This is a genomic window from Pedobacter cryoconitis (assembly GCF_014207135.1).
In the GTDB taxonomy this organism is placed as follows: domain Bacteria; phylum Bacteroidota; class Bacteroidia; order Sphingobacteriales; family Sphingobacteriaceae; genus Pedobacter; species Pedobacter cryoconitis_D.
Window position 1 is genome coordinate 201,446 of record NZ_JACHCC010000009.1, and the last position, 14,342, is coordinate 215,787.

14 protein-coding genes are annotated in these 14,342 nt (G+C 39.5%); 6 read left to right on the forward strand and 8 right to left on the reverse strand.

Features of this window, described 5'->3' with window-relative positions; all coding sequences use genetic code 11:
- Positions 1–227: 227 nt before the first annotated feature.
- The gene (locus tag HDF25_RS17530; protein WP_184627109.1) at positions 228–1,457 is read right to left on the reverse strand and encodes a sterol desaturase family protein; all 1,230 of its coding nucleotides are present in this window, start codon (positions 1,455–1,457) and stop codon (positions 228–230) included.
- A 320-nt stretch (positions 1,458–1,777) separates the two neighbouring features.
- On the opposite strand from HDF25_RS17530, the gene HDF25_RS17535 reads away from it, so the two are divergent.
- Entirely contained in the window at positions 1,778–2,164 is a 387-nt protein-coding gene (locus tag HDF25_RS17535; RefSeq protein WP_184627111.1) for a hypothetical protein, read from the forward strand.
- A 94-nt stretch (positions 2,165–2,258) separates the two neighbouring features.
- Positions 2,259–3,587, forward strand: coding sequence for a sigma-54-dependent transcriptional regulator (locus tag HDF25_RS17540; RefSeq protein WP_184627113.1), 1,329 nt, complete (start codon positions 2,259–2,261; stop codon positions 3,585–3,587).
- Position 3,588: 1 nt separating this feature from the next.
- On the opposite strand, the gene HDF25_RS17545 is transcribed toward HDF25_RS17540, so the two are convergent.
- The 6 genes from HDF25_RS17545 to HDF25_RS17570 are packed head-to-tail and all read right to left on the reverse strand — an operon-like array spanning position 3,589 to position 9,172.
- Entirely contained in the window at positions 3,589–6,096 is a 2,508-nt protein-coding gene (locus HDF25_RS17545) for a hybrid sensor histidine kinase/response regulator (protein ID WP_184627115.1), read from the reverse strand.
- A gap of 54 nt (positions 6,097–6,150) precedes the next feature.
- A complete protein-coding gene (locus HDF25_RS17550) occupies positions 6,151–6,756 on the reverse strand; it encodes an alpha-ketoglutarate-dependent dioxygenase AlkB family protein (protein WP_184627117.1) in 606 nt (201 codons plus the stop codon).
- Entirely contained in the window at positions 6,729–6,983 is a 255-nt protein-coding gene (locus HDF25_RS17555) for an Ada metal-binding domain-containing protein (RefSeq protein WP_221450942.1), read from the reverse strand. Before HDF25_RS17555 ends, HDF25_RS17550 begins: the two co-directional genes overlap by 28 nt.
- Positions 6,984–6,985: 2 nt before the next feature.
- Positions 6,986–7,699 carry a 2OG-Fe(II) oxygenase gene (locus HDF25_RS17560; protein WP_184627119.1) on the reverse strand — a complete coding sequence of 238 codons (714 nt, stop codon included), beginning with the start codon at positions 7,697–7,699 and terminating at the stop codon, positions 6,986–6,988.
- Between the two features lies 1 nt (position 7,700).
- Positions 7,701–8,549 (reverse strand): bifunctional helix-turn-helix domain-containing protein/methylated-DNA--[protein]-cysteine S-methyltransferase, encoded by an 849-nt coding sequence (locus HDF25_RS17565; RefSeq protein WP_184627121.1) that lies wholly within the window; start codon positions 8,547–8,549, stop codon positions 7,701–7,703.
- Positions 8,550–8,599: 50 nt separating this feature from the next.
- Positions 8,600–9,172 (reverse strand): hypothetical protein, encoded by a 573-nt coding sequence (locus HDF25_RS17570; protein WP_184627123.1) that lies wholly within the window; start codon positions 9,170–9,172, stop codon positions 8,600–8,602.
- A gap of 100 nt (positions 9,173–9,272) precedes the next feature.
- Here HDF25_RS17570 and HDF25_RS17575 point away from each other — a divergent pair, with 100 nt between their 5' ends.
- Complete coding sequence (locus tag HDF25_RS17575; protein ID WP_184627125.1) at positions 9,273–9,617, forward strand: TfoX/Sxy family protein; 345 nt, start codon at positions 9,273–9,275, stop codon at positions 9,615–9,617.
- 73 nt (positions 9,618–9,690) lie between these two features.
- Here HDF25_RS17575 and HDF25_RS17580 read toward each other — a convergent pair whose 3' ends face one another.
- Positions 9,691–10,206, reverse strand: a complete 516-nt coding sequence (locus tag HDF25_RS17580; RefSeq protein ID WP_184627127.1) for a DinB family protein — start codon at positions 10,204–10,206, stop codon at positions 9,691–9,693.
- 336 nt (positions 10,207–10,542) lie between these two features.
- Between HDF25_RS17580 and HDF25_RS17585 the strand changes: the two genes are divergently transcribed.
- From HDF25_RS17585 to HDF25_RS17595, 3 genes are all read left to right on the forward strand, one after another.
- Positions 10,543–10,758 (forward strand): hypothetical protein, encoded by a 216-nt coding sequence (locus HDF25_RS17585; RefSeq protein WP_184627129.1) that lies wholly within the window; start codon positions 10,543–10,545, stop codon positions 10,756–10,758.
- Between the two features lie 69 nt (positions 10,759–10,827).
- Positions 10,828–11,997: an HlyD family secretion protein gene (locus tag HDF25_RS17590; RefSeq protein WP_184627130.1), complete on the forward strand. Its 1,170-nt coding sequence runs from the start codon at positions 10,828–10,830 to the stop codon at positions 11,995–11,997.
- Positions 11,994–14,147, forward strand: a complete 2,154-nt coding sequence (locus HDF25_RS17595) for a peptidase domain-containing ABC transporter (protein ID WP_184627131.1) — start codon at positions 11,994–11,996, stop codon at positions 14,145–14,147. Before HDF25_RS17590 ends, HDF25_RS17595 begins: the two co-directional genes overlap by 4 nt.
- Positions 14,148–14,342: the final 195 nt, after the last annotated feature.

A 14,342-nucleotide genomic window follows, 5' to 3' on the forward strand; every position in this document is an offset into this window, starting at 1 on the left:
AATACAAAGCTAAGAAAAGATTTAGGTATTAGAGCCTGTTTAAATTTAGATGTTCAAATCGTTTATAGCTTATTTTTAAGTGAAACAAGTCTTATTTATTTCTGGTAGCCTTCCCTACCTGAAATGAATAAGACGAGGTTGCAGCTAAAAAGAAGCATAAACGAATGAACAGATGAGTTTAAACAGGCTCTTAGACAAGATAGGTTTTATGTGTATTCCGGAAGTGCTTATAATCTTAAAGATTCATCCCGTAATATATAGCGATAATATAAACGGCTGACCTGAAATACCCGCTCCAGGATGATCATGGCAACCGCAGGAATAATAATCCATTCAAAAACGTCAACTTTCCAGAAAACATAACTCAGTAAAAAAATAATACGGATACATTCCAGTTCATAAATATATTTATGCTGCTCCATTAAAGCGCCGCAATTAATCAGTGTCAGCAGAACAAGTGCAGCTATAATCAATTTATCTGCAGTCCCCAGAACCGGAAACCATGCAGTGAAACCGGTAAGCATTAAAATAGACGCAATGAGCTGAGCATTGAGGTAATGTTTAAACTTAAACTGGTGGTCATCTTTTCTGCGCGGTAACAGGAACTTCTTTTCCAGTTGCGGCCTGATATCCTGATCGAGTGTAGAAGGGTTCCCAAAAAATATCCTGCATTTTTGTCTGAACCCGACAGCACGTTTACACGCCTCCATTAATTCAAGATAATAATGAAAATGCTGCCATAGAAAACTATAACTTCTTAAAGGATGTGTCAATCCATAATTTGGTTTTTCTTCTTCCAGCTGAAAAGTACCGAAAAGCTTATCCCAGAAAGTAAATACATCCCCATAATTCTTATCCAGGTATTTTTCATCGCTGGCATGATGGATACCATGAAGAGAAGGCGTAATCAGCACATGTTCCAGCCAGCCTAATTTGCCCACCAGCTGTGTATGCGTAAAGAAAGAATAAGCACCATGCACTAAAAGGATAGTAAACACCATCGCAGGATGAAAACCCATTAAAGGAAGGATAGCATAAAATATATTACGTATCAGTGACTGAAGGGTTGTAATCCTGGCAGAAACGGTCAGATTAAACTCTTCACTCTGATGATGGACTATGTGCGCTGCCCATAAGAAATTAATTTCATGACCTAAACGATGGTACCAATACCAGATCAGGTCAGTAAATAACATCAGTATAATCCATACCCACCAGGTAACAGGGATATGGAACAGGGCATAGTTAGTATAGATCCATTCATAAATCTGATAAAACCAGACTGCTACAAACAGATTGATCAGCCGTTCTGCTATGCCGATACTCACGTTGGCTACCGAGCTTTTATGTTTAAAATAATGTTCTTTTTTCTTCCTTTTAGCCAGTTTGTATTCCAGCACAAGGAAAATAAAGAAAACGGGCATAATAAAAGCAAGGTAATTTATGGGTAATTTCATAGCAGACATCTTTGGTTCGTCAGGTCAAAAATACTAATTAAAATAAAGACTACTAATTTTATAGTCTTTATTTATCAAGGGGCCCACTGTTCATACCGAAGTCCAGAGCCATTATCCAATCCAAAAATTGAATTTTTCCTACGAAATTACAGGAGTATAGGGACAGAGTGTGGAGAAAGTCATCACTATATTTTTCAGCAGATAAACATAATCAACTTAACTAGAGCAACTTAACTATTTCTTGGCACGGTGGCACCATTTTGAAACATAGCTAAACAGAATTAACAGTAAACAAAATTTAAAAATTAAATAAATTAGTTATGAGAAATTTCATTTTATCAGCAGCAGTTATAGCAATCGCAGGAGTATCAACAGTTAAAGCAAATGAAATCAAAACCCCGGTAGTGGTTACAGTTCAGCAGGATAGTGCTGCATTTAAACTGGACAGCACTATGAGTACCATTAAATTGGATAGTACTGTTAATGTAGTAAAACAAGATAGCGCAGCTAAAGTACCTGTAAAATTGGAAGCTTTACCAGAGCCGGTAAAAAACACTTTAAAAGCAGATGCTTATAAAGAATGGACACCAACTACAGCTTTTTTAATTACCAATGCAGACAAATCAACTTACTACCAGGTTGATGTTAAAAAAGGAGACAAAGTTGCCTTCTTAAAAGTTGGTGCTGACGGTGCCGTAATCCAATAATCGTTACACACACAATAAAATATAAATAATATAAAAGCCGGAAGTTCTCCGGCTTTTGTATTTTTGCCTATATACCAAAGCGAAGCGGATACTTATGGCGAAAATACTTATTATTGAAGATGATCTGACATTCTCCCAATTGTTAGAGGGCTTTCTTAAAAAACATGGTCATGAACCCTATGTCGTTCATGATGTCAAAAGTACTTTCAAAATTCTTACACAACATACGTTTGATTTATTCCTGATAGATTACCGGCTCCCTGACGGAACAGGGCTGGATGTACTTGCTCATCTGCGCGAAAACGGATTAAACTTCCCCGTGGTTATCATGACCAGTTTTAATGATGTACGTACAGCCGTAAAATCAATTCAGCTTGGTGCTATTGATTATATTACCAAGCCTGTTAATCCGGATGAATTATTAATGATCATCAGGGGAACCCTGGAGAAAAAACCAGAGCATAATCAATCGGTATCAGTTGAACACAAAGATTTTATTAAGGGAAAAAGTGCAACGGCAGATAAACTATATGCACACATAGACCTGGTAGCCCCTACCGATATGTCTGTCATTATCCAGGGCGAAAGTGGAACAGGTAAAGAATATGCTGCCAGAACATTACACACGCAGAGTAAGCGTAATACAAAACCTTTTGTAGCAATTGATTGTGGTGCCCTTTCCAAAGACCTTGCAGCCAGCGAATTATTTGGTCATGTTAAAGGTGCCTTTACAGGTGCTGTGAATGACAAAAAGGGTCAGTTTGAAGCTGCCGAGGGCGGTACTTTATTTCTGGACGAAGTAGGAAATCTGAGTTACGAAGTACAGGTTAAACTCCTTAGAGCTTTACAGGAAAGAGTTATACAACCCCTTGGTAGCACTAAGAAGATCCCGGTTAACGTAAGGATTATTACAGCTACTAATGACGATCTGCTGAACAGCATACAAAATGGCGAATTCCGTGAAGACCTTTATCATCGTCTGAATGAATTCAAAATCCTGCTGCCGGCCTTACGTGACCGTGGCAAAGACCTGGAGCTATTCATTGACCATTTTATTAAGCTTTCCAATACTGAGCTGGACAGAGATGTACAAAAGCTTTCTGCTCCTGTAAAAGAGCTGCTTTTACAATATGACTGGCCAGGTAACCTGAGAGAGTTAAAAAACGTAATCAAGAGGATGGTCTTGCTCACCCCTGCCGAGACCGCAGGAATAGAGTCACTGCCTGACGAAATGATCCTGGCGATTAAACAGACACCTAAACCGGGTGGATCAGATCTCAAAGCAATCAACGAGAGCAACGAGAAAAGTCTGATTATGGAGACGCTGATTAAAGTAAAATACAATAAATCAAAAGCTGCAAAAATGCTTAATATTGACAGAAAGACACTTTACAGCAAGATGGAGCGCTATGAGATTGAGTAGATCAGCCGATTTTCTGATCTACCAGCTGCATCAGTAAATCAAGTCTTTCGATCAGCAATTTGAGCTTCTGCCGGATTAATGTGTCAATATCACTTACTTCAGCCAGCTCCATTTCCATTGTCCTGAATTCCGCCGCAAGCATCCCCGATCCCATCTGGGCTGTTCTGCCTGCAATACGGTGTACAATCAGCCTGGCTCTTGGCTGATCATTATCTGTTATACTTTGCTGTAGTTCAATCGTGTCAGCTTCACAATCAGCCTTAAATCTGTTCAGAATTTTTAATAATAACTCCTTGTCGCCGAAAGTCATCTTCTCCACGACTGTGGTATCGAGAGTGATAGTAGAGAAATCTGCTACTGTAACTTCGTCTTCCGGTAATTTTGTAATACTAAAAATGGAAAGCAAATCATTTTCACGGAAAGGTTTCATAATCAATCCGTCAAAACCCTGCTGAAGCACTGATTCAAGCTCCTCCGGAAGGACTTGCGCGGTCATGGCATATATCTTCACATCGGCCGGGATCCTGGCCTTCATCAGCCGGCAAAGTTCTGCACCCGAAATCTCCGGCATCCGCATATCCATAAGAATGAATTTAACCTTAGGGTCCCAGGATGCAGCCAGCAGATCTGCGGGCGAACTAAAGCATAAATGGTCTATCTGCTTTTTTTTCAGGATGATCTGACACAGATCAAGAATCAGCTGGTCATCATCTACAACCCAGACTTTAGCATTACTGTATGATTTTTCAAGAGCCAGCGGAGCCAGGCTTTCGTCCGGTTTCTCAGCTGCAATACTCATCGTCAGGTATACTGTAAAGGTACTTCCTTCCCCTGGTTCACTTTTGACATAAATACGGCCATCCTGGTTTTCTACAAGGGCTTTAATGATAGTCAGGCCAAGACCTGCTCCCGCCTTATTGTTCACTTCCTTCTCAGGAGAATCAATCTGCTCAAATTCATTAAATATTCTGCTGCACTCCTCTTCTGTCAGACCAATTCCGGTATCCTTTACCCTGAACGTGAAATGCAGATTATCCGACTGTCGTTTATAAAACACACTTAGCAATACTTCGCCGCTTTGTGTAAATTTAATTGCATTACTCAACAGGTTGTATAAAATCTGTTTCAGCCTGAAAGCATCACCTATTACAAAATCAACTCCATGCAGTTCTATTTCTGTCAGCATATTCAGTTTCTTTTGCTCTGCCTGGGGTTTCATCACAATGATCACTTCTTCCAGGAGTTCCCTGATATTAAATGATCTCTGCTGAAAAGTAAATTTCCCCGATATAATCCGGTTGTAATCCAGAATTTCATTGACAATCTGTAGCAAATGTTCAGAAGAGTGATAAATTGCATTAATATCCTTTAGCTGAGGATGCTCCTGCCCTCTGATAATTTCGGCATAGCCGATAATTGATTGCAGGGGAGTCCTTATTTCGTGGCTCATATTAGAGAGGAAACGCTGTTTCGCCATTCCATGATATTCTGCTTCGTCTCTTGCCTGCTCCAGTTCTTTCCTGTAAAGGTTACTCTTGGTAATATCAGTCAGGATCAGATAGAGCAGAATTATAGTTAACAGGAAAAAACCAATCATAATAAAGCTTATCCTTGTTATACCTGTATTCACTACCGCCTTTGCTTCAATTCCATTTTGCTCAATCTGGGTAACCACCTCGCTTTCCACTTTCCGGAGGATATCAAGCATCTGACGGATAAGCGCATCATTCGCATTAGCCAACACTGCCTCTCTATCCAGAAAACGTGCGCTTTTCAGTTGTTGTTCTTTTGCAATGCTGCGCAGTGACTTTTCCAGTCCTTTCGCAATGACGGTTTCACCTGCCAGGGCAATTGTATCTCTCTTTACCTTTTCTTCATTGGTAACCTGATAAGATTTGTCTTCTTCCTCTTCTTTTTTCTTACTGAATAAACGGCTCAAAAACCCTTTGCGCTGTTTCGATTCATCCACCGGAAGAATCGTTACTGTGGAGGTCTTTTTTTCAGTAGTTACAATTGTACTATCCTGCTGTCCTCCCTTATTAACCATCTCATTCAGTTTCTGAACCTCCTGGGTAAAGGATTTATTATTGACAAGACCCTCCCTGACTTTGAGATAATTGATAAACTGTTTATCCCTCTGGATAAGTAGTTTTTCTATAGACCTTATCCGGTCCAGCTGGACCGAATCGGTTGCATACATATCCCCTAAAGAATCAAGCATAAGCCTGAGCTGACCGGATTGTTTAAAGAAATTACCGTAATTACCCGGCGAATTAAAAGCCAGATTCTTTTGCTGCTGATCAAGACTGGCCACCTTCCTGGAAACCATATTCACTAATCTCAGCTTGGCATTAGGTGTCGAAATTGTATCGACAGTATCCAGCATTTCATCAAATGCGATTTTACTTACCGCCCAGGCCAGAAAAAGGGCAAAAAAGGCCAATACGAAACCAATTATAATCTTGCCTTTGGCAGCACTTAAAAGACTCTTCCGGGAAACATCTATCATTCAGGCTTTTTATCAATATCCAGTAAAGATAACAATGATCAAAAGAATTTGTGTTTAAAAGCCTTTGATTGTTCTGAAAGTCAGGTTTATTCTTGGTCTGGTAATTTTTGTCGTCTTTGGAAGGCTATGCAGCCAATTGGTTTGTGTCGCTCCTTTCATGACCAGCAGACTACCATTTTCCAACAAAAGAGATAAAGACTGTTTAGTGTTTTTATGTTTGAAAGCAAATTTTCGTTCAGCACCAAAACTCAATGAAGCAATGGTCGTATCTTTACCCAGTGATTTCTCATCATCGCTATGCCAGGCCATCCCTTCTTCTCCATGATGGTATAAGTTAAGCAGGCAGGAATTAAACGAGGTATCTGTCAGCTGTTCGACCAGCTGCTTAAGTGTCAAAAGTTCTTCAGTCCAGGCTAATGCCTGTTTGGTTGCATTAGAATAAGTATAAGCATAAGCTTCATCCCCATACCAGGCCGCTTTTCTTTTAGTGAAGATATGTTTTCCAAAAATAACTGCTTCATCGGGTTTCCAGTTGATATTGTGGAGTAAACGATCTGTATAACAGGAAAGTTTATCCGGTCCGACAACCCGCCCGTGATAATATACCTCACCATCATAAGGCAGTATATTCTTTAATTCCCCTTTACTGAATAAATCCATTGCTGATATAAACTTTTCTTACAATTTCCACATGGGCGGAAGCCATTCGCTTTTGCTTCTTCTTCATTGGCAAAAAACACCCTGTTCTCCCTCTTCATCCTTTTTCCACTCTTACAATGCAGGGTTCCATAAATCATGAGTTTTTTATTCCCGGCAAACGTAATTTCGGCTCTCCGGATCAGTATTCTTAATTCCTGGTCACTGATTGCAGTGTGTCTGATCATCATCCTTAGCTTAGTGCATCATGAAATATAATTCCCAATGCATAACGCTCCCCCCATTGTACTTCACTGATACCATGTTTCATTTTCATCTGATAATAACCTCTGCTGCCTTTCGCAGGTCTGAAATTAGTTGTAAACAACAACATATCACCCTTACGGGGTTTTAATACAATAGCCTTTGACTGGGCCCTTGGATTCTGTTGGGTTAATACAAATTCACCTCCTTCATAATCCTTTCCAGGTTCACTTAGAAACAGCACCAGCTGGATGGGAAAGTAAACATCTCCATAAAGATCCTGATGTAAAGTATTAAATCCTCCCTTTCCGTATTTCAGGATCAAAACCGTTGCTTTTGTTTGTTCCTGACTTTTACAAAGCGCTAAAAATTCTTCATGAGCAGCCGGGTAATGATGAGCCAGCTGAAGTGCTTTCATCCAGGTATTCGCTATAGTTGCAAGCCTTGAATAGACAGAAGTTCTGATAGTCTCAATAAAAGGAGGTAAAGGATAATTGAAATACTTGTATTCACCTATTCCAAAACGATACCTTTCCATCATCACCGTCTTGCGGTAGCTTTCAGGGTGCTTATAATTATGGATTAACGCCGAACAATCCTCTTCTGTCAGTATCTTTTCAGCAATAGCATACCCCTGATCATGCATATCCAGCTCAAGCTGTTCCCAGTTAACTGAATTTAATTTTTCCGTGATCGCTTCCATCTTATGCCTGATTTTCTGCCATTGCCGCTTCCCAGCCAATCATAGCTGTTTTACGGACACTTCCCCAGTGATATTGTCCAAAGACACCTGTCGATTGAATAATGCGGTGACAGGGGATTAAAAAGGCAACAGGATTAGCCCCTATAGCTGTACCTACAGCTCTGGAAGCCGTAGGCATACCTATGCCACTGGCAACCTTACCATAAGTAGTCAGTTGTCCGGACGGGATTTTCAACAACGTTTCCCATACCTTTAATTGAAAATCAGTACCCTTCAGATGCAATTTGATCTCATTGATCCTACTCCATTCCTGTGTAAAAATATAGAGTGCATTTTGTTGAGCAGTATCAGCAATCTGCCGGTAAACTGCATTAGGGAACTTCAATTTCAGTAAACTGAGCTCCTTTTCTCCCTCATCGGCAAATGCAATGTGACAAATCCCTTTAGGGGTAGAGGCTACCAGAATATTGCCGAATGGAGTCTCTGCAAAACTATAGTTGATCACCAGATTTTCTCCGCCATTTTTATATTCACCCGGGGTCATTCCTTCAATATTGACAAACAAATCATGTAATCTGCCCGTTCCGGAAAGTCCTGTTTCAAATGCAGTTTCAAAAAGTGTCGCCTGATTTTCCTTTAGTAGCTTTTTAGCGTGCTCCACAGTCAGGTACTGGAGAAATTTTTTAGGGCTCACCCCCGCCCAGGTTGTAAACAGCCGTTGAAAGTGAAATGGGCTCAGATTTATTTGCTCTGCTATTTCTTCCAGACTGGGTTGGGTTTTAAAATTACTATTGATATAACCGATAGCTTCGGCAATACGTGTGAAATTAGTTTCTTCCTGTGCTTTCATGATTCATGAATTTTTATTTGACTACACAAAAGTATAGTCAGAGAAGAGCATTACCTACCCGAAACTTGCTCAGTTTTAGCATTACCTGTAGCTTTATCTAATTCCTGCATATATAAATAATAAGCCTGAATGTATGTCAGGTTCTGATGTTCCGGAACAGCCACAAAAGCTTTAAAATCATCAATATCGTTTTGAGTGAACCCTAATTTCACAAAAAAAGGCTGAGCCTGATCCCACTCCTGCAAATTTACTTTTTTATGCTCCAGCTTTTTATATAATTGCAACGATCCGACTACCTGGTAATAATCCTGGGAATTTCTGAATCCGGCCATGAAGTCGATCAGCGTACGGTAGGTAGCAGCCTTTCCGTCATTTACTTCACTCAGTAAAAAAGCAGCAAGTACAGATCCTTTCATCAATACACTATCCAGTCCCTGAAAGTTCCCACAGTGATTTAATATTTCCAGATCCTTCAAAAAAAGCGGATCTGTGACAGCAGTTTTATGTCTGGCAAAATAAGGTTCCTGATCCAGTACCTGATTACAATCTGTTTTAGTTTGTGCAGATAAAGAATACGTTATCATTGTCAGCATACCCGCCAGCAGGGGAATAATAATTTTCATAAAGCAATAACGTTGCAAAACGCCACAAGGTATCAAATCTTTTAGAGCAATCAGAATGGTTTGGTTATATTTATATTTAGTTTCTTTTAACCAATATATCATGGCTTACAATGAATCATTGGTGGACCGGGTCAGGGAGTCCATGGCAGAACTTCCCGATGTGGAAGAAAAAAAGATGTTCCAGGGAATCTGTTTTCTGGTAGATCAGAAAATGTGTGTATGTATCAGAAATGACGAATTATTATGTCGTATCGGTGAACAACAGGCCGAAAAAGAACTGGAGCAGGATAACTGCAGACAGATGATTAACAATGGCCGGGTGATGAAAGATTTTGTTTATGTAGAAGGAGTGAATACCAAACAGGGGCTGGATTATTGGATAGACCTTTCTCTGCAGTTTAATAAAGAAGCTAAACCAGCTAAAAAGAGAAAGAAGACCAAATAATCACAGGCCGCCTTGTATAGGTAAAAACTATATATAAAATCTACAACATCAAACAAGATATATCAGAAACGGATTAATCCCTGTTCCAGAATGCCGGAGGTTCGATTCCCAATGCCCTCAGATAGACATAGCCCTGTGCTCTGTGATGGACTTCATTATCAATCCAGTATAGAATGATATCTAAAGTATATCCTTCATATTCGACAAATGCCTGGATGACTTCATGAAAACGCTGATAAGGGATCTGCGGCCATAAACTATCAATTTCTACAGTAATCTCATCCCATAAACACAAAAGCTCAGCTTTGGTGCTGACAACTGATTTTCCAGAACGATAATCAAGTTCAGGTGTTGATGTCCAGTCACCTGTTACCAGTCCCCTCATGCCGATACCGGAAAGACCGGATATCTCCTTGACCATATCTGCAAATGACCTCATTCCACCAATTGAAAATTCAAACAACTGTTCTTCAGGAAAAATTTCAATCAATCTGCGTGTGACCCTGCGATGTCCCTGCCAGTGATTGAACAGACTCCCACTTGTCATAATTCCATTTGATAATGCGTTTAATTCTTGTTGAGTTTCCATGAGTTATTTTTTAAATCCATAATTACAACACAAAGAAAAACGTCCTACTGACAACCCTGTGTCAGCAGTCTTCAGAAAATTTATTTTTTTAGACAACCAAAAAATCGTTCCTATTCAGCCATGACAATAATGAATAAACTGAATAAAGATTCAATAACTCTACTTTTTTCACCAAAAACACTATTGATAGCATTTAAAGACGTATTACCCGCCGCGGAAAGTAAGACACCTCATGCTTCGGTTATTTATCCCCGCAATGTTTTTAACTTCTTATTATTTAATTTCGCTTAGAGCCAGATTGAAATTATCGATGAATCCATTAATAAATCTATCTATATGAAAAAATTAGAATTACACAATCTTGGTGTTCAGGAAATGAACACTACTGAGATGTTAAACACTGAAGGTGGTAATCTCATTACTGATCTGTTTGGTATCCTTAACGGAGTCGTAGATAACGTAAACAATCTGCTAGGGAATACAATCACTTTTCTGAATAAGATATTAGGCCCATTGGTAAATATAGGTATCGGACCTATTCCGAAGTTCTAGACGCTACAATACCTTTACCTATAACCGTTATACTGCACTCAGCATAACGGTTATTTTTATATAACAATTATGTCCCTGTCGACTTACACCGCCGAAACAATATCAAGTAATGCCATCGTCTACCGGTCCAGAATCAGCCGGCCATCCCAACTGATTTATTTGATTACTGTAGTATCTATCCTCGCCGCTTTTGCTGCACTTCCCTTTATTAAAACCCCTATCAGCGTAAAAAGCAGTGGACTTTTACAATCCTCACTAGAAAAAACCGAACTAACTGTCCCTGTAAACGGCAGACTTATTCAGTTCAATCTGACTGACAATAAGAAACTCAGACAGGGAGATATCTTATTGGTTATTGACGCTTCTACCCCTAAAAAACAAGATGCACTGGTTCAGATACGCCAGAGTCAGATCAACCAGTTTTTACAGGATATTAAAAAATTACTGGTTTATATCCAATGGAACGGCTATAACTATCCAAATCCACAAACCGGACAGTATAAAGCTGCCTGGCAGGAATTTGCCCAGGAATCTGAAAACTCAAGAATTGCGAAAGATCAGGCAGAAACTACTTTCAACAGGTATAATAAATTATACCAGAGTAAGGTTGTAACTGAATCAGAATATGAGAAATACAAATTTGAGAAAGAACAGGCTGCATCTGCCTATCAGATGATCAGTAATAAATATAAATCCAAGTGGCAGATTGAAGCAGATCAGTTCAGAAATGAACTCAGACAGCTCTCCAGTCAGCAGGTAGACATCGATGAACAGAAGAAACAATATGTATTAAGGGCTCCGATAAGCGGATCCGTTCAGAATCTGTCAGGCATACAAAAAGGTGCTTATGTGTTTGCCAACCAAAAAATCGGGGAAATATCACCAGACACTAATATAACAGCATTCTGCTATATCAAACCTGCCGACATAGGTTTAGTCAGAAAAGGCCAGCAGGTACGGTTTCAGGTAGACGCATTTAATTATAATCAATGGGGACTAGCTACAGGAAAAGTACTGGATATATCAGATGATATTATCATTGTCAATAATCAGCCAGTGTTTAAAGTCAGGTGCAAACTGACACAAAACTATCTGATGTTGAAAAATGGTTATAAAGGTTTTCTGAAAAAAGGGATGAGTTTCACCGCCCGTTTCACCGTAACAGAAAGAAGTCTTTACCAGTTATTATATGATAAGGTGGACGACTGGGTAAATCCAAATGTAAGCGACAAAGCATGAGCATTAAGGTAAAACAAAGGGATATAACAGATTGCGGGGCAGCTTGTATAGCATCCATTGCTTCACATTACAAACTGGATCTTTCAGTTGCCCGTATCAGGCAGCTGGCTGGTACCGATAAAAAGGGAACCACCGTATTAGGTATGGTAGAGGCAGGTCGTAAATTAGGTTTTGAGGCTGCTGGTGTGAAAGGCCCCTTTGAAAGTCTTTTTAAGATTCCAACACCAGCCGTTGCCCATCTGATTATTGAAAATATCCTGCAGCATTATGTTGTCATTTACAAAGTAACCAGCAAATTTATTGAGGTAATGGACCCTGGTGATGGGCTCATGCATCGTAAAACCCATGAAGAATTCAAAAAAGAATGGACAGGCGCATTAGTCTTATTATTACCTGCCGAAGAGTTTCAGGCAGGTAATGAGAAAATATCAGTAAAAGGCCGGTTCTGGAACCTGATCAGACCACATCAAAGTATTCTCATCCAGGCACTCCTGGGGGCAATAGTATATACTATTCTAGGCCTTTCTACTTCCGTCTTCGTACAGAAACTGGTAGATTTTGTTCTGGTCGACGGGAACAGGAACCTGCTCAATATAATGAGTATGGCAATGGTAATTATATTGTTCGTACAGCTTTTTATCGGCACGGCCAAAACGATTTTCACACTCAAAACGGGACAGATGATTGATAGCCAACTGATCCTGGGCTATTATAAACATCTGTTAAAACTACCGCAGCAGTTTTTTGACACCATGCGTGTCGGAGAGATTATTTCCAGAATTAATGATGCAGTAAAAATCAGGGCATTTTTAAATGATGTCAGTATTAATTTCCTGGTCAACATCTTTATTGTATTCTTTTCCTTTATCATGATGTTTACCTACTACTGGAAACTGGCCCTGATCATGCTTACTGTCATTCCATTATATTCATTGATTTACTTCATCACGGATAAATTAAATAAGAAAGCACAAAGAAAACTGATGGAAGAGTCTGCCGAACTGGAATCCCAGCTCGTGGAAAGTCTGAATGCTATTGGTACCATCAAACGTTTTGGTCTGGAAACACACGCAAACGAAAAGACAGAGACACGCTTTATAAATCTTTTAAAGACCGGGTTCAAATCAAATATAAACTCTGTGTTTTCGAGTACATCTTCCGAGTTAATTTCCAGATTACTGACTATAGTATTGCTTTGGGTCGGCGCTGGTTATGTGCTTGATAATAACATAACACCAGGAGAATTATTATCATTTTATACATTGATAGGTTACTTTACCGGCCCCGTCACTACCCTGATCGGTATGAATAAAACAGTACAGGATGCTGTTATCGCTGCAGACAGGTTATTCGAAATTATGGACCTGGAGCGCGAGAATGATGAAAACCAGATAGACCTTAGTCCTGATAAGATAGGAGACATACATTTTGAGAAGGTTTCATTCCGGTATGGAACAAGAATTAATGTCTTTGAAAATCTAAATTTAACTATCCCTAAAGGCAAATTTACCGCCATAGTTGGCGAAAGTGGATCAGGTAAGTCAACTCTGATGTCAATCCTCCAGAATATCTATCCTATCCAGGAGGGTAATGTACGTATAGGGAATTATGATTTAAAATATATCAGTAATACATCGCTTCGGCAGACAGTAGCAGTCGTACCACAAAAGATTGATTTATTTGCTGGTAATGTAATTGATAATATTGCAGTGGGAGACTACGAACCCAACATGCAGCGGATTATTGAGATCTCTTCACAATTAGGCATTCTCGAATTTATCGAAACCTTACCCAGAGGATTCCAGACCTACCTTGGCGAAAATGGTACGGCTTTGTCAGGAGGGCAAAGACAACGTATTGCTATAGCCAGGGCACTTTATCGTAACCCTGAAATCCTTATTCTGGATGAAGCGACTTCCTCACTTGATTCGGCTTCTGAACAATACGTCCAGAAAATGATCAGTCTTTTAAAATCTCAGCAAAAAACCGTGATCGTAATCGCCCACAGGCTGAGCACATTGAATAGTGCAGATAAAATTATTGTACTGGACAAAGGAGTTGTAGTTGAACAAGGCACGCATCATGATCTGATCTATAGCCCAGATTCTGCCTATGCAAACCTGTGGAAACTTCAGTTGCCACAAATGTAAACCCATGTTCATAGGAAAATTAATTCCCCTTACAAGCCACTTACAATCACCATTATATCAATTTAAATAAAGATTAATCATTTTAATTAATCATTTTTTCTTTGTTCATTTATCGAATTGTTAAATGAACGAATTGAATAACCATGTCACCTACCTGGCACAGTATTCAAAAAGCCTCTAAAAACACATAAAAAC